Below are 15,219 nucleotides of genomic sequence, written 5' to 3'. Positions count from 1 at the left end.
TCTGCGACGCCCACCCCTGCCTCCGCTACGCCTGCTCGCCGGCAAGCGCATCGGCTGCCGCCGCGCGCTTCTCGCCGGCCCGTACCGCGCCCAGCACCAGCACCGCGATCCCGGCGATCACGCACGGCACCGCGACGAATGCGAAGGCGATCGGCAACGGCAGCCCCATCGCGAGCATCGCCCCGCCCGCCATCGAACCGACGACCGACCCGCCGCGGCCGATTCCGTTCGCCCAGCTCACGCCCGTGGTCCGGCACTCGGTCGGGTAGAACGCGGCCGACAGCGCGTTCGCGCCGACCTGCGAGCCCGACACGCAAAAGCCCGCGGCGAACACGACCAGCGCGGCGCCCGCCGGCGACGCGGCCAGCACGCCGATCGCCGCGACGAACACGCCGGCCGCCGCATAGCTGCATGCCAACACGCGATGCGGATCGAAGCGGTCCATCAGCCCGCCGAGCACGATCGCGCCGAGCGTGCCGCCGACCTGGAACATCGCGGTCACGCGCGCGGCCGTCTGCAACGTCGCGCCGGTCGTGCGCAACAGCGTCGGCAGCCAGCTCGACAACAGGTAGATGACGAGCAGGCTCATGAAGAACGTGAGCCACAGCAGCAGCGTGCCGCGCAGCAGGTCGGCGCCGAACAGGCGGCCGAGCGGCGAAGCGGCCGGCTTGCCGCGCGGTGCGATGAACGACGCGTGCGCGAGATGCGGGTCCGGTGCGATGCGTGCGAGCATCGCCGCGATCCGTTCACGCGCCGCGCCGGTGTTGACGAGGTAGCGCACCGATTCGGGCAAGCGCCATGCGAGCACCGGCAGAAGCAGCAGCGGCGCGGCACCGCCGACGACGAGCACCGCGCGCCAGCCGTCGCGTTCGATCAGCGACGCGGCCGCGAGTCCGCCGAGCGCGGAGCCGATCGTGAAGCCGCAGAACATCGTCGTCACGAGCAGCGAGCGCCGCCGCGCGGGGCAATACTCGGACGTCAGCGTGATCGCGTTCGGCATCGCGCCGCCGAGCCCGAGGCCCGTCACGAAGCGCCACGCGATCAGTTCGGTCAAACCGCCCGCGCTCGCCGACGCCGCACTCGCGATGCCGAAACACGCGACACAGGCGAGCAGCAGGCGCTTGCGGCCGAACCGGTCGCCGAACGGCCCGAACACGAGCGCGCCGGCCATCAGCCCGGCGAGCCCGGCGCCGAACACCGGCGCGAGCTGCGCGGGCGACAGGCCCCATTCCGCACGAATGACGGGGGCGATGAACCCGATCGATGCCGTGTCGAAACCGTCGATCGCGACGATCAGGAAGCACAACACGACGATCGCGGCCTGAAACGGCGCAACGCGATGTCGGTCGATCCATTCGCTGACGTCGATGGACAGCGTATCGGCCATGATGATGTCTCCTCCATGAAGGCGGTCGCGCGCGATGTCGTTGAAATGCGCGCCGCCGGATGCAAACCGAAAGGCGTCAGGCAACGGACTTCAGGCAGTTCTCCGCGCGCCAGCCGTGCAGCCAGTCGAGCGCGTCGTAGAACTGCGCCTGCGTGCGTCCGACCCACAGCGCGTTGCGCACCTGCCGCTCGACGCCCTTCGCGTGATAGATCCGCCCCATCTCGCGCGCCGAATACAGCACGCGTGCGGTGCGCGGAATCCGCACGCGCTCGTACAGCGCAAACGCGGCCTCGAAGTCGCCGTCGGTCTGCGCGACGGCCGCGCCGAGCGTCACCGCATCCTCGAGCGCCTGGCACGCGCCCTGCGCGAGGTATTGCGTCATCGGATGGGCAGCGTCGCCGAGCACCGTCGCGCGGCCCGCACTCCAGCGCTCGACCGGGTCGCGGTCGGCGGTCGCCCAGCGCTTCCACGACGTCGGCCGGTCGAGCATCTGCTTCGGCAGCGGATGGATGCCGTCGAAGTACGACAGCACTTCCTCCTTGCTGCCGTCGCGCACGCCCCAGGTTTCCTGCTCGCGGCTGTGGAACGTGACGACGAGGTTGTACTGCCGGCCGCCGCGCAGCGGATAGTGGACGAGATGGCAATGCGGGCCGGCCCAGACGACCGGCGCATTGATCTGCAGATCCTTCGGCATGTTGTCGACGTCGACGACCGCGCGATACACGACGTGCCCCGTCACGCGATGCGCGTCGCCGATCAACGCGTGACGGATCGCGGACTTCACGCCGTCGCAGCCGATCACCGCATCGGCGCGATAACGCTCGCCGTGCTGATCGATCACGGTCACGCCGTGGTCATCCTGCTCGAACCCGCACACCTGCGTGCTGGTCCGGAACTCGATCAGCGGATGATCCTTGACCGCCTCGTAGATCGACAGGTGGATGTCCGCGCGATGGATCACCGCATACGGGTTACCGAAGCGTTCGCGATACGCGGCGCCCGTGTCGACGCACGCGACTTCCCGCGCATCGACCGCATCCATCAGTTGCAGCCGGTCGGTAAACACCGCCCGGCCGCGCGCGGCCTCGCCGACGCCCAGCGCGTCGAGCGCGTTGAACGCGTTCGCGGCGAGCTGGATGCCCGCGCCGATCTCGCCGATTTGCGCGGCCTGCTCGAGCAGCGTCACGCGAATGCCCTGGCGCGCGAGCGCCAGCGCCGTCGCGAGCCCGCCGATGCCGCCGCCGATCACGAGTACGCGTCGGCCTGTGTTGTGTGTCTCGCCCATGTCTGTCTCCTGCTTCGTGTTACGCGATGTAGTCCGGTTGCCGCTGCGGCTGCGCTGCGTCGAATGCCGGCTCGCGCCGCGCGTGTTCGTGAATCGCCAGGCTGCGCGGATACGCGCTCAGGTCGCAATCCATCCGCAGCGCGTTCGCGACCTGCGGCACGAGGCATACGTCGGCGAGTGTCGGCGCCTCGCCGAAACACCACGGACCCGTGTCCGCACGCGCGAGCAGACGCTCGACGCCGGCCATCCCTTCCGCGACCCAGTGCCGGTACCACGCGCTCTTCTGCTGCGGCGTGACCTGCAGTTCGCTGTCGAGGTAGCGCAGCACCCGCAGGTTGTTGACCGGGTGGATGTCGCATGCGATCAGCGTCGCGAGTTCCAGCACGCGTGCGCGCTGCCGCGGTTCGAGCGGAATCAGCCGCGGCGCCGGACGAATCCGGTCGAGGTAGTCGATGATCGCGAGCGACTGGCCGAGACGGAAATCGCCGTCGACGAGCGCCGGCACCGACGCCGACGGATTCACCTGCGCGACGTAGCCGGCCTCGCGGTGCTCGCCCGTGCGGATGTTCACGGGCAGCGTGTCGTACGACAGTCCTTTCAGCGCGAGCGCGATGCGCACCCGATAGGACGTCGAACTGTTGAAGAAGCTATGCAGTTGCACGATGTGACCTTTCGAGGAAAGCGAGGCGCGCGTCAGACCACGTGCACGGCCAGTTCGCCGAGCCGCTCGACGCCGACCTGCATCACGTCGCCCTTGACCACCGCGCCGACGCCTTCCGGCGTGCCGGTGAAGATCACGTCGCCCGGTTCGAGGCGGAAGAATTTCGACAGGTCGGCGACCGTTTCCGCGACCGACCAGATCAGGTGCGACACGTCGCTCTTCTGCTTCGTCGCGCCGTTGACCGTCAGCCACAGGCCGGCCTGCTCGAAATGACCGACCTCGCTCGCCGGATGCACGGGGCCGATCGGCGCGGAACGGTCGAACGCCTTGCCGATTTCCCACGGCCGGCCCATCTCGCGCATCTTCATCTGCAGGTCGCGGCGCGTCATGTCGAGGCCGACCGCATAACCCCACACGTGCTCGAGCGCACGCTCGAGCGGAATGTCGGCGCCGCCCTTGCCGATCACCGCGACGAGCTCGGCTTCGTAGTGATAGTTCTGCGTCTGCGACGGATACGCGAGATCGAGCGTTTCGCCGTAGGCGACCGGCACGACCGAATCGGCCGGCTTGCAGAAGAAGAACGGCGGTTCGCGATCGGGATCGAAGCCCATTTCGCGCGCATGCGCCGCGTAGTTGCGGCCGACGCAGTACACGCGGCGCACCGCGAAGCGGGCGTCGCTGCCGGCGACGGGAAGCGCCACCGGCGCTTCGGGCGGGAAAACATAAGTCATGAACGGCTCCAGCGTAGGCATGAAGGAAGGAACGCGCGCCGCGTCGGCGACGCACGCAACGAAGCGGGGAAAACGGGCGTCAGTCGCGCGCTTCGCGCAGCAGGTTCAGCGCGGACAGCACCGGCCGGTCGGAATAGCTGAACAGCACGCTGTCGGACGACGCAGACAGCCGCACCGGCGCCCACGACGGCGCGACGAAGATGTCGTGCGGCTCGAACGCGAACGCGTCGCCGCCGATGTGCGCGGTGCCGCTGCCTTCGACGACGCAGTAGATCGTCGCGTCGGTGCTGCGATACGTGCGGCCGTCGAAGCCGGCCGGCAGGAACTGCATGAAGGTCGCGATCGTCGGCATCGGCCAGCCGCCCGTCGCGGGGTTCACGTAGCGCAGCTTCACGCCGTCCCACGCGTCGAGTTCGCCGTTGCGGTACAGCGCGTCGAGCGCGTCGCGGGTGCGCGCATACGGATAGCTGAACACCGGCGACGTCGGATCGCTCGCGCGATGCCGCACCGGCGCCATGTTGTGGCCGAAGCGCGCGAAGCTGTCGCCTTCCGCGCGGCTCACCGGCTGCTCGGCCATCGGATGGTTTTCGGCGAAACCCGCGTCGAGGTTCGCGACGAGCGGAATGTCGAGCCCGTCGAGCCACACGACCGGCTCGCCGCCGTCTTCCACCGCCGGATTGCCGTGGTCGTGCCACGCCCAAGACGGCGTGATGATGAAGTCGCCCGGATGCATCGTCGTGCGCTCGCCGTTCACCGCGGTCCATGCGCCCTTGCCTTCGACGATGAAGCGCAGCGCCGACTGCGTATGCCGGTGGCTCGGCGCGATCTCGCCGGGCAGGATCAGCTGCATGCCTGCGTACAGGGTCGGCGTCATGCTCGACTTGCCGGGCAGGCCCGGGTTCTCCAGCACCAGCACGCGGCGCACGGCTTCTTCCGCGCTGATCACGCTGCCGGCCTGCATCACCAGGTCGCGCACCCGTGCGTACTTCCAGATCGCGGCCTGCGCGGCCGGCTGCGGCGTCTTCGGCACGAGGTTGTGCAGCGATTCCCACAACGGGGCGAGGCGCTGCTCGGCGATCCGGGCGTAGTAATCAGCGCGCGACGTATCCGGGTGTCGGCTGGTCATGATGTCTCCTTGGGGCGGCCGATCGCGGTCGGCGCTGTGTCGGGTCGGGGACCGCGTGCCGCAGTCCGTTAGCGCATTTATATTCGACGCAGACATACCCGGTAAAATGGTGAAATCATCTAATCCATATTGATTCGGATATACCTTCCGATACGGAGCGTGCGATGGACTGGACCCACCGGCTGCGCTTGCGGCACCTGCAGGTCCTGCTGAGCCTGGCCAGCACGGGCAACCTGAGCCAGTCGGCGGCTGCGCTCGCGACCACCCAGCCGGCGCTGTCGAAATGGCTGAAGGAACTCGAGGAGGATGTCGGCCTGCCGCTGTTCGAGCGGCATGCGCGCGGCTTGCGGCCGACGGCCTACGGCGACGCGCTGATCGAGCATGCGCGCCGCGTGGAGGCGCAGCTCGACGTCGCGCGCGACGACATGGCCGCGCTGCGCGAAGGCGGCAGCGGCCTGGTCACGATCGGCACGTCGGGCGTCGCGGCCGCCGATACGGTGCCGCTCGCGGTATCGCAGTTGCTGAAGCGGATGCCGCGCGCGCAGGTGCGGCTCGCGGAGAGCACGATGAACCAGCTGATGCCGCAGCTCGCGCGCGGCGAGCTGGACATCGTCGTCGGCCGTTCCGGGTCCGCATCCGTCGATCCGCACCTTCACGCAGAAGCGCTGTACGTCGATCCGGTGGTGTTCGTCGCGCGGCCCGATCACCCGCTCGTCGGCACGGCATCCGTCGGCTGGGACGAGGTGCTGGCCTGCTCGTGGATCGTCTGGCCGCCCGGCACCCCCGTGCACAACGCGCTACAGGTCGCGCTGACGGCCGCCGGGCGCGTGCAGCCGCCGCATTGCGTCGAATCGAATTCGTCGATCCTGAACCTCACGCTGCTGAACAACACCGACCTGCTCGGCGTCGCATCGCATCGTGCCGCGCGGCGCTTCGAGCAATTGAACGCGATCCGCATCCTGCCGATGCGGCTCGAGGGCCAGGGCGCGGTGTCGATCTACTGGCATCCGGACAGCGCGAAGCGCGCGGCCGTGGCCGCCGCGATCGAGTGCCTGCGTGCCTGTGCGGCGCCGCAGGTGGGCGGATGGGAGAAAGTGAAGGCGGAGTGAGCGACGCAGCGACCCGGCGCGAACCGGGCGCTGCGCCGTGGCGCATCAGCCGCCGTCGCAGGACGCGATGTCGTCCAGCATCAGCGTGCCGACTCGCGCGGGCACGAGCGGCGTGCGCGGCACCGGCGGCGTCCAGCCGAACAGCGCCTGCGCGGCCGCGCCGCACACGCGGCCCTGGCATGCGCCCATCCCGCAGCGCGTCTGCAGCTTCGCGGCCGTCCAGCCCGGCGCAGGCGCGGCCGCGTCTGCGACCGCGTCGAAGCGCACGTCCTCGCAACGGCACAGCAGCGTGTCGGGCCGCGCGAGCTTGCGGATCGGCTCGCGTATCGCGAAGCGCTCGCGCACCGCATCCGCGAACGCCTGCCAGTGCGCACGCCGCGCAACCAGCGCGGCCAGCGGCGCCGTCTGTCCGGTGGCCGCATAGCCGGCGATCTCGCCTTCGACGATCGCCAGTTCGCTGCCGCCGACACCCGTGCACTCGCCCGCCGCGAAACAGCCGTCGCGGCTCGTGCGCTGATGCGCGTCGACCACCACCGCGCCGTTTTCTATCCGGCAGCCGAGGTGGCTCGGCAGCACGGTGTTCGGCACGAGGCCGAAGCCGCACGCGAGCCTGTCGCAGTCGACCTCGAACTCTCGCTCGCCCTGCCGGATCCGCACGCGTTCGAGCCGCTTGTCGCCGAACGCCTCGACGACGTAGGCATTGGGCCGGTAGGCTGCCGTGACGAGCTTCGCCGCCTGCGTGAGTTTCGACGGCCAGCGCCAAAGCCCCGCGCCGAAACCGGCCACGTCGCTCCACGCCGCCTGTTCGAGCACGTGCGACACCTGCGCGCCGGCCTGACGGGCCGTCGCCGCGCTCGCGAGCAGCAGCGGGCCGCTGCCGGCGATCACCGTGCGCTGCCCGCGCACGTCGAGGCCGTACTTGATCAGGGCCTGCAGGCCGCCCGCGCCGGTCACGCCCGGCAGCGTCCAGCCCGGGAACGGCAGCAGCAGCTCGCGCGCACCGCAACACACGATCAGCGTGTGGAATTCGAGCAGGAAGCCGCGCTCGTCGTCCTCGAGCAGCAGCGTGCCCGGCTGCGTTTCGGCCACGATGCGCGTGGCCGCAAGATGCGTGACGTTCGGCTGACGCAGCACGGCCAGGCGTTCCGCCGCGGCCGGCACCGGCATCGCGGCCGCCGCCTGGCGCCAGATCTGCCCGCCCGCGCGCGGATTGTCGTCGACGATCGCGACCGTCGCACCGCTTCGTGCGGCGGCCTGCGCCGCCGACAGCCCGGCCGGGCCCGCGCCGACGATCGCGACGTCGACGCTCAGTCTTTCCTGTTTCGCCGTGCTCATCGCGTGCGCTCCACCCGCATCCCGTCGCGGCACAGCGTCTGGCAGGCCAGGCGGCGGCGGCCGTCGATCGTCATCCTGCACTCCTGGCAGATGCCCATACCGCAAAACGGCGCGCGCGCCGCACCCGTGCACGACACGCGCGTCGTGTCGTCACCGCTCGCCGCGACGGCGGCCGCGACGGTCGCACCGTCGGCCACCGTCAGCGCGCGGCCGTCCAGATGAATGATCATGTGAGCCTCCGGCGGGCCGCCCCCGCGGGGGGCGCCTTGCATGGGACCGGGGCAAGCGCTGAAGCGCCAACTCCGGTCGATGGCGAACGAAGTGTGCGTGGGGGTCGTTTCATGTCAGCGCTCCAGCTACGGGGGACGTCGTCAGGAAACGTCCCGGCAAATACGGTTCGATGTCGATGGGCGGCCGCTCGCCGGTCATCAATGCGGCGACGAGCCGCGCGCTGCCCGGCGCGGTCGTCACGCCCAGCCCTTCGTGCCCGACCGCGAGCCATACGCCCGGCCGCGCCGGATGTTCGCCGAGCAGCGGCAGGCCGTCGGGGCTCGCGGAACGGAAACCCGTCCATGCGCGAATCCCGTTCAGATCGGCCAGGTCGGGCAAATAGCCGGCCGCGCGGCGCAGCATCCGCGCGAGCACCGGCGGCTCGATGCGCGCGTCCTCGGTATCGAACTGGCGCGACGAGCCGATCAGCAGCTGGCCGGTCGGCCGCGGCTGCACGTTGAACGCGACCGACGTGCCGTCGCTCGCATGCGCGCTCGCCGCATAGCCTAGTTCGACGAGCTGATGCGACACCCGGCCCGGATAACGATCGGTGATCAGCAGATGCCCCTTCTTCGGGCGCAGCGGCAACTCGGGCAACAGCGTGCGCGCGGCGACGCCGTTCGCGACGACCACGCGTTCCGCGTGCAGCGTGTCACCGCTCGCGAGCGTCACGCTCGGACCATCGACCGCCACCGCGCGCTCGCGCCGCAACGTGATGCCCGGCGCGCGCTGCAGCAGCCAGCTCGCGGCGACGGGCGCATAGAGAATCGCGTCGCCGGGGATCTTCAGCGCGCCGCCGAGGCCCGCGCGCAGCATCGGCTCGAGTTGCGCGAGCGTCGCCGCATCGATCAGTTCGCCCGCGACGCCATGTGCGGCGAGCGTCGCCTGCTTGGTGCGCGCGAGGTCCATCTCGCTGGAATCGGCCGCGAGCCACAGCGTGCCGCAGTTGCGGTACGCGCAGCCTTCCGGCATCTCGCCGGCGAGCGCGCGCCACAGCTCGATCGAGTAATGGCTCAGCGCGAGCTCCGCCGCGTTGTCGTCCATCGCGACGAGGTGCCCCATGCCGGCGCCGGTTGCGCCGCCGCTCGCGTCATCGACGACGAGCACGCGCAGCCCGCGCTGCGCGAGTTCGTGCGCACACGCCGCGCCGACGATGCCGGCGCCGATCACGACGACGTCGGTCCTGATTTCGCTCACGACACGATGCCCCAGCCGAACGGATCGTCTTCCTCGATCAGCAGCGTCGCTTCCGCGCTGAGGTGCGCGCTGCCGCGGATCGTCGGCACGATGCCGCCGTCGGCCTGCGCATAGCTCGCCTGGAACACGCTGCCGATCACGCTCGCCTGCCGCCACACGACGCCCGGCTCGAGCTTGCCGTCGGCCGCGAGGCACGCGAGCTTCGCGCTCGTGCCGGTGCCGCACGGCGAACGGTCGTACGCGTGGCCCGGGCACAGCACGAAGCTGCGGCTGTCGTGCTCGGGATCGTCAGCGAACAGTTCGATATGGTCGATCTCGCCGCCGTTCGCGCCGGTGATGCCCGCGCGCTCGAGCCCCGCGCGCACCGCGGACGAATAGGCGGTAAGCGCCGCAACGTTGTCGCCGGCCACGCGCTGGCCGTGATCGCTGATCAGGAAGAACCAGTTGCCGCCCCACGCGATGTCGCCCTTCACGGGGCCGTAGCCCGGCACGTCGACATCGACGGCCTTCGCATGGCGATACGCGAGCACGTTGCGCACGCTGACCGACAGGTCGTCGTGCAGCGTCGCCTCGACGGTGCCGACCGGCGTTTCGATCCGGTGCACACCCGGCTCGATGCGGCCCATGTGATGCAGCGTGCGCACGACGCCGATCGTGCCGTGCCCGCACATTCCGAGATAGCCGCTGTTGTTGAAGAAGATCACGCCGGCCGCCGCCTCCGGCGACACGGGCTCGCACAGCAGCGCGCCGACCAGCACGTCGCTGCCGCGCGGCTCGAGAATGCACGCGGTGCGATAGCGATCATGCTCGCGCGCGAGCACGTCGCGGCGCTCGGCCATCGTGCCGTTGCCGAGCGAGGGGAAACCGGACACGACGAGCCGCGTGGGTTCGCCGCCCGTGTGCGAATCGATGATCTGGATGCGCTTCATCATGAGCCGTCCGATGTGGGGAAAAGAGCATAGCTTCCTCCGTCGCGCGTCCGTCCGCTTGTGGCTTTTCGATAAGGACGGCGACGAAATCGGCATAGTGCGAAGCACCCTTCGCGGCCCTTCCGGCCACTATGCCGATTTCGTCATTTTGCTCCGCGATCCGGCTCAAGCGTGATGGGTGTTTGCACGGCGATACTGGTTGCACGTCGACACGCCTGTCGTCGACCGATACGAAGCAGGAGATTGCAGTGAGCCGAAACGCCATCCAGCGGACCGGAGTTTTCCCCGCCCTCAGCAACCGGTTCGCACCGGGCGCTTCCATCGCTTTCGACGCCGCGCGCCGCGCCGATCGGAATCGGGCGAACCGCTGACCGCGCCGACCGATTTCCCCCCCGGCGGTGCAACGGCATCCCCCGTCGCATCGCCGCTTCCGGTCCGGCATGGCTCGCGCGGGCCGTTCGCTGCGGCGCCAACCCGCGCCGCGCATGAACGGCCCCCGGCCCGCGCCGGTCGCTCGAACCGGTCGCACGCCGGCCGGCAGGTGTTGCGCCGCTGCCCCGTCGGAGCGCAGCGCAAGCCACACCTGCACCGATATTTCCCAGGAGACAAACCCATGCCAGGCCAAGGCAACACACACCCGTCCGTCCCGCTTTCCCGTTCCGTGCCCGCCGACGGCGGTCACGGCAAATTCAAGAAGCAGTTGTCGCTGACCGACCTGACGTTCATCGGCCTCGGCGCGATTTTCGGTTCGGGGTGGCTGTTCGCCGCGAGTCACGTGTCGACGATCGCCGGCCCGGCCGGCATCTTCTCGTGGCTGCTCGGCGGCTTCGCGGTGCTGCTGCTCGGTATCGTCTACTGCGAGCTCGGCGCCGCGCTGCCGCGCGCGGGCGGCGTGGTCCGCTACCCGGTGTTCTCGCACGGCCCGCTGCTCGGCTACCTGATGGGCTTCATCACGCTGATCGCGTTCTCGAGCCTGATCGCGATCGAAGTGGTCGCCGCGCGCCAATATGCGGCCGCGTGGTTTCCCGGTCTCACCAAGGCCGGCTCGAGCGACCCGACCACGCTCGGCTGGCTCGTGCAGGCCGCGCTGCTGTGCTTGTTCTTTTACCTGAACTATTCGAGCGTGAAGACGTTCGCGAAGGCGAACAACATCATCAGCATCTTCAAGTTCATCGTGCCGCTGTCGGTGATCGCGGTGCTGTTCACGTTCTTCAAGCCCGCCAACCTGACCATGCACGGCTTCGCGCCGTTCGGCATGCCGGGCATCGAGATGGCCGTGTCGGCCGGCGGCATCATCTTCGCGTACCTCGGCCTCACGCCGATCGTGTCGGTCGCGAGCGAAGTGCGCAATCCGCAGCGCACGATCCCGATCGCGCTGATCCTGTCGATCCTGCTGTCCACGCTGATCTACGTGCTGCTGCAGCTCGCCTTCATCGGCAGCATCCCGACCGACATGCTCGCCGCCGGCTGGCACGACGTGAGCAAGGCCTTCTCGCTGCCGTACCGCGACATCGCGCTCGCACTCGGCGTGGGCTGGCTCGCGGTGATGGTGGTGGCCGACGCGATGATCTCGCCGAGCGGCTGCGGCAACATCTACATGAACGCGACGCCGCGCGTCGTCTACGGCTGGGCGAAGACGGGCACGTTCTTCAAGGTGTTCACGCGTGTCGACGAAGCGTCGGGCATCCCGCGCGCGGGCCTGTGGCTCACGTTCGGCCTCGCGATCTTCTGGACCATGCCGTTCCCGTCGTGGGAAGCGCTGATCAACATCGTGTCGGCCGCGCTCGTGCTGAGCTACGCGGTCGCGCCCGTGTCGGTCGCCGCGCTGCGCCGCACCGCGCCCGGCCTGCCGCGGCCGTTCCGCGCGGTGGCGTTCGGCATCACCGGCCCCGCGTCGTTCGTGATCGCCGCGCTGATCGTCTACTGGTCGGGCTGGAGCACGGTGTCCTGGCTGCTCGGCCTGCAGATCGTGATGTTCGTGATCTATCTCGCGTGCCGCCGCTGGGTGCCGACCGCGCACCTGAGCATCGCCGAACAGGTGCGCTCGTCCGCGTGGCTGATCGCGTTCTACGCGGCCATGATCGTGCTGTCGTACTTCGGCGGCTTCGGCGGCACGGGCCAGCTCGCGCATCCGTACGACACGGTCGTCGTCGCGGCCGTCGCGCTCGTGATCTTCTACTGGGGCGCCAACACCGGCATCCGTTCCGACAAGCTGCAGCTCGAAGACGACGAAGACTGACGCACCCGCTTTCCCCTTTCCACTCCGGCCGGGCGCATCACGTCCGGCCCCGCATTTTCCGAGGAAGAACCATGCAACTCACAGGTCAGCTCCTGATCGGCCAGTCGGCCGTCGCCGGACAGAACGGCACCCTTCACGCGATCGCCGCCGCGACCGGCGAACCGCTCGAGCCCGCGTTCGGCGGCGCGAGCCTGCACGACCTGGAGACGGCCTGCGCGCTCGCAGACGAAGCCTTCGACACGTATCGCGAAACGGGCCCCGAGCAACGCGCCGCGTTTCTCGACGCGATCGGCCGCAACATCATGGCGCTCGGCGACGACCTGATCGAGCGCTGCGTCACCGAAACGGGGCTGCCGCGCGCACGCATCGAAGGCGAACGCGGCCGCACGGTTGGCCAGCTCGCGCTGTTCGCGTCGCTCGTGCGCGACGGCGGCTACGTCGATGCGCGCATCGACCCGGCCCGCCCCGACCGCAAGCCGCTGCCGCGCGTCGACCTGCGCCTGCGCAACGTCGCGATCGGGCCGGTCGCCGTGTTCGGCGCGTCGAACTTCCCGCTCGCGTTCTCGGTCGCGGGCGGCGATACGGCATCGGCACTCGCGGCCGGCTGCCCGGTGATTGTCAAGGCGCACTCCGCGCACCCGGGCACGTCCGAGCTCGTCGGCCGTGCGATCCAGCAGGCCGTGCGCGAATGCGGGCTGCCGGCCGGCGTGTTCTCGCTGCTGTTCGATGCGTCGCGTGAAATCGGCCAGGCGCTCGTCGCCGATCCGCGCATCAAGGCCGTCGGTTTCACCGGCTCGCGCCGCGGCGGCGTCGCGCTGATGAACATCGCGGCCGCGCGCCACGAGCCGATTCCGGTCTATGCGGAAATGAGCTCGATCAACCCGGTGCTGCTGTTCCCGGCCGCGCTCGACGCGCGCCACGACACGATCGCGCCGCAGTTCGTCGCGTCGCTCGCCCTCGGCGCCGGCCAGTTCTGCACGAACCCGGGCCTCGTGCTCGCGGTCGACGGCCCCGCGCTGCGCGCGTTCGAAGCCGCGGCGGCCACCGCCGTGCAGGCGACCGCCGCGCAGACGATGCTGACGCCGCACATCCACGCGAGCTATGCGCAAGGCGTGGCCACCCTGCGCGCGCACGACGCGGTCGAGTTGCTCGCGGAAGGCGTGGAAGGCGGCCGCTACCAGGCGCGCGCGGCGCTGTTCGCGACGTCGGCGGACGCGTTCATCGCCCACCCCGAACTGCGCGACGAAGTGTTCGGCCCCGCGTCGCTGATCGTGCGCTGCCCGGATGCCGACACGCTGCATCACGTGCTGAAGTCGCTCGAAGGCCAGCTGACCATCGCCGCGCATCTCGCCGACGGCGACGCCGCGCTGTTCGCCGCGCTGCGCCCGACGCTCGAGCGCAAGGCCGGCCGCATTCTCGTCAACGGCTTCGGCACGGGCGTCGAGGTCGGTCATGCGATGGTGCACGGCGGCCCGTTCCCGGCCACGTCCGACACGCGCACGACGTCGGTCGGCGCACGCGCGATCGAGCGGTTCCTGCGCCCCGTGTCGTACCAGGACGTGCCGGACGCGCTGCTGCCGGACGCCATCCGCAACGGCAACCCGCTGAACGTGCCGCAACGCATCGACGGCGTGCCCGCGCCGCGGGAAGCGCGCGATGTCTGAGCCGCTCGCCGAAGTCGTCCTGTCGCTCGACGAGGTGTACGCACTCGCGCTACGGGTGCTGACGCACCACGGGATGTCCGCTGCGCACGCGCAGGCGATCGCCAGCGTGATCACGCAGGGCCAGCGCGACGAGTGCCACTCGCACGGCGTGTACCGGCTGCTCGTGTGCGTGCGCTCGCTGAAGAAAGGCAAGGTCGATCCGCAGGCGGTGCCGACGCTGCGCCGGCTGTCGTCGTCGATCGTCTCGGTCGACGCGCATCGCGGCTTCTCGTTGCTGAGCTTCGAGACCGGCCTGCCGGTGCTCGTCGAGATGGCGAAGCAGCACGGGATCGCCGCGATGACGATCAACCGCTGCTACCACTTCTCGGCGCTGTGGCCCGAGGTCGAGGCGATCGCCGCCGAGGGGCTGGCCGGCATCGCGATGAACCCGAGCCACAGCTGGGTCGCGCCGGAAGGCGGCCGCGAACCGGTGTTCGGCACCAACCCGATCGCATTCGCGTGGCCGCGCCCGGACGGCGTGCCGTTCGTGTTCGATTTCGCGACCAGCGCGATCGCGCGCGGCGACATCGAGCTGCATGCGAAACAGGGGAAGGCGATCCCGCCGCACTGGGCGATCGACGCCGATGGCCAGCCGACCACCGACCCGAAGGCCGCGCTGCAGGGTGCGATGCGCACCTTCGGCGGGCACAAGGGTTCGGCGCTCGCGGCGATGGTCGAACTGCTCGGCGGCGCGCTGATCGGCGACATGACGAGCCAGGAGTCGATGGATTTCGACGAAGGCGTCGGCGCGACGCCGTGCCACGGCGAACTCGTGATCGCGTTCGACCCGAAGGTGTTCCTCGGCGACGAGCTCGACGCGGGCCTCGCGCGCGGAGAGCGGATGTTCGCGTCGATCACCGGGCAAGGCGCGCGGCTGCCGTCGCAACGGCGCTTCGATGCCCGCGCGCGCAGCATCGCGCACGGCGTGCGGATTCCGCAGGCGCTGTACGACGAAATCCTGACGCTGCTCGACTGACGCGCGATCGGCGGGTACGGCGCACGGCTTCATCGTCGGCAGAACGGGCGATGACGCCGCCGCCCGGCTCCGCCGGCGATGGCCGGCGTCCGCCTTCGTGCCTGGTGCGCCCGGTTCGCCTTCACGCTCGGCGCACCGAAGCGCTGTCCGGCGCACCACGCCACCCGCGCCCTCGCCCGCGGGCGCCGCACGCCCGGCGGCTGTGGGATAATCGCCGAGTTTGCCCAGGGCGCAGCTCAAGAGGTTGTTCGCACGGGCGCGCGAGAGGCCT

The 15,219-nt window shown here is 70.1% G+C and carries 13 protein-coding genes; 4 read left to right on the top strand and 9 right to left on the bottom strand.

All coding sequences use genetic code 11. The annotated features are described in order from the left end of the window. Positions 1-25: 25 nt before the first annotated feature. The 5 genes from DIE04_RS00225 to gtdA all read right to left on the bottom strand — a co-directional run bounded on the left by DIE04_RS00225 (position 26) and on the right by gtdA (position 5,190). On the bottom strand, positions 26-1,387 hold the full coding sequence (locus tag DIE04_RS00225) for an aromatic acid/H+ symport family MFS transporter (RefSeq protein WP_124519667.1): 1,362 nt from the start codon (positions 1,385-1,387) through the stop codon (positions 26-28). 76 nt (positions 1,388-1,463) lie between these two features. Beyond that, the gene (locus tag DIE04_RS00220) at positions 1,464-2,672 is read right to left on the bottom strand and encodes a 3-hydroxybenzoate 6-monooxygenase (RefSeq protein WP_124519668.1); all 1,209 of its coding nucleotides are present in this window, start codon (positions 2,670-2,672) and stop codon (positions 1,464-1,466) included. 19 nt (positions 2,673-2,691) lie between these two features. Next, a complete protein-coding gene (gene maiA / locus DIE04_RS00215; RefSeq protein ID WP_124519669.1) occupies positions 2,692-3,333 on the bottom strand; it encodes a maleylacetoacetate isomerase in 642 nt (213 codons plus the stop codon). Positions 3,334-3,365: 32 nt separating this feature from the next. Beyond that, a complete protein-coding gene (locus DIE04_RS00210) occupies positions 3,366-4,064 on the bottom strand; it encodes a fumarylacetoacetate hydrolase family protein (RefSeq protein ID WP_124485018.1) in 699 nt (232 codons plus the stop codon). Positions 4,065-4,143: 79 nt separating this feature from the next. Next, on the bottom strand, positions 4,144-5,190 hold the full coding sequence (gene gtdA / locus DIE04_RS00205) for a gentisate 1,2-dioxygenase (protein WP_124519670.1): 1,047 nt from the start codon (positions 5,188-5,190) through the stop codon (positions 4,144-4,146). Between the two features lie 164 nt (positions 5,191-5,354). Here gtdA and DIE04_RS00200 point away from each other — a divergent pair, with 164 nt between their 5' ends. After that, positions 5,355-6,299: a LysR family transcriptional regulator gene (locus DIE04_RS00200; protein WP_124485020.1), complete on the top strand. Its 945-nt coding sequence runs from the start codon at positions 5,355-5,357 to the stop codon at positions 6,297-6,299. Between the two features lie 45 nt (positions 6,300-6,344). On the opposite strand, the gene DIE04_RS00195 is transcribed toward DIE04_RS00200, so the two are convergent. The 4 genes from DIE04_RS00195 to DIE04_RS00180 all read right to left on the bottom strand — a co-directional run bounded on the left by DIE04_RS00195 (position 6,345) and on the right by DIE04_RS00180 (position 10,030). Continuing rightward, on the bottom strand, positions 6,345-7,634 hold the full coding sequence (locus DIE04_RS00195; RefSeq protein WP_124519671.1) for an FAD/NAD(P)-binding oxidoreductase: 1,290 nt from the start codon (positions 7,632-7,634) through the stop codon (positions 6,345-6,347). Continuing rightward, positions 7,631-7,864, bottom strand: a complete 234-nt coding sequence (locus DIE04_RS00190; protein ID WP_011658575.1) for a 2Fe-2S iron-sulfur cluster-binding protein — start codon at positions 7,862-7,864, stop codon at positions 7,631-7,633. Before DIE04_RS00190 ends, DIE04_RS00195 begins: the two co-directional genes overlap by 4 nt. Positions 7,865-7,973: 109 nt before the next feature. Continuing rightward, complete coding sequence (locus tag DIE04_RS00185) at positions 7,974-9,101, bottom strand: FAD-binding oxidoreductase (protein WP_124519672.1); 1,128 nt, start codon at positions 9,099-9,101, stop codon at positions 7,974-7,976. Next, the gene (locus DIE04_RS00180; RefSeq protein ID WP_124485087.1) at positions 9,098-10,030 is read right to left on the bottom strand and encodes a 4-hydroxyproline epimerase; all 933 of its coding nucleotides are present in this window, start codon (positions 10,028-10,030) and stop codon (positions 9,098-9,100) included. Before DIE04_RS00180 ends, DIE04_RS00185 begins: the two co-directional genes overlap by 4 nt. A gap of 613 nt (positions 10,031-10,643) precedes the next feature. Here DIE04_RS00180 and DIE04_RS00175 point away from each other — a divergent pair. The 3 genes from DIE04_RS00175 to DIE04_RS00165 all read left to right on the top strand — a co-directional run bounded on the left by DIE04_RS00175 (position 10,644) and on the right by DIE04_RS00165 (position 14,948). Continuing rightward, on the top strand, positions 10,644-12,269 hold the full coding sequence (locus DIE04_RS00175) for an APC family permease (protein ID WP_044842883.1): 1,626 nt from the start codon (positions 10,644-10,646) through the stop codon (positions 12,267-12,269). Between the two features lie 71 nt (positions 12,270-12,340). Beyond that, positions 12,341-13,933, top strand: a complete 1,593-nt coding sequence (locus DIE04_RS00170; RefSeq protein WP_124519673.1) for an aldehyde dehydrogenase (NADP(+)) — start codon at positions 12,341-12,343, stop codon at positions 13,931-13,933. Continuing rightward, positions 13,926-14,948, top strand: coding sequence for an Ldh family oxidoreductase (locus DIE04_RS00165; protein ID WP_124519674.1), 1,023 nt, complete (start codon positions 13,926-13,928; stop codon positions 14,946-14,948). Before DIE04_RS00170 ends, DIE04_RS00165 begins: the two co-directional genes overlap by 8 nt. Positions 14,949-15,219: the final 271 nt, after the last annotated feature.

It is taken from the genome of Burkholderia sp. Bp8994, assembly GCF_003853805.1.
Taxonomy (GTDB): domain Bacteria; phylum Pseudomonadota; class Gammaproteobacteria; order Burkholderiales; family Burkholderiaceae; genus Burkholderia.
Note: the sequence above shows the minus strand (reverse complement) of the source record. Positions and strands in the feature narration are given on the sequence as shown.

Bases quoted from the DNA above. Each gene is read 5' to 3' on its own strand.
- DIE04_RS00170 (WP_124519673.1), top strand. From the start codon at position 12,341: ATGCAACTCACAGGTCAGCTCCTGATCGGCCAGTCGGCCGTCGCCGGA.
- DIE04_RS00200 (WP_124485020.1), top strand. From the start codon at position 5,355: ATGGACTGGACCCACCGGCTGCGCTTGCGGCACCTGCAGGTCCTGCTG.
- DIE04_RS00175 (WP_044842883.1), top strand. From the start codon at position 10,644: ATGCCAGGCCAAGGCAACACACACCCGTCCGTCCCGCTTTCCCGTTCC.
- DIE04_RS00220 (WP_124519668.1), bottom strand. From the start codon at position 2,672: ATGGGCGAGACACACAACACAGGCCGACGCGTACTCGTGATCGGCGGC.
- DIE04_RS00195 (WP_124519671.1), bottom strand. From the start codon at position 7,634: ATGAGCACGGCGAAACAGGAAAGACTGAGCGTCGACGTCGCGATCGTC.
- DIE04_RS00165 (WP_124519674.1), top strand. From the start codon at position 13,926: ATGTCTGAGCCGCTCGCCGAAGTCGTCCTGTCGCTCGACGAGGTGTAC.
- DIE04_RS00180 (WP_124485087.1), bottom strand. From the start codon at position 10,030: ATGAAGCGCATCCAGATCATCGATTCGCACACGGGCGGCGAACCCACG.
- gtdA (WP_124519670.1), bottom strand. From the start codon at position 5,190: ATGACCAGCCGACACCCGGATACGTCGCGCGCTGATTACTACGCCCGG.
- DIE04_RS00210 (WP_124485018.1), bottom strand. From the start codon at position 4,064: ATGACTTATGTTTTCCCGCCCGAAGCGCCGGTGGCGCTTCCCGTCGCC.
- DIE04_RS00190 (WP_011658575.1), bottom strand. From the start codon at position 7,864: ATGATCATTCATCTGGACGGCCGCGCGCTGACGGTGGCCGACGGTGCG.
- DIE04_RS00225 (WP_124519667.1), bottom strand. From the start codon at position 1,387: ATGGCCGATACGCTGTCCATCGACGTCAGCGAATGGATCGACCGACAT.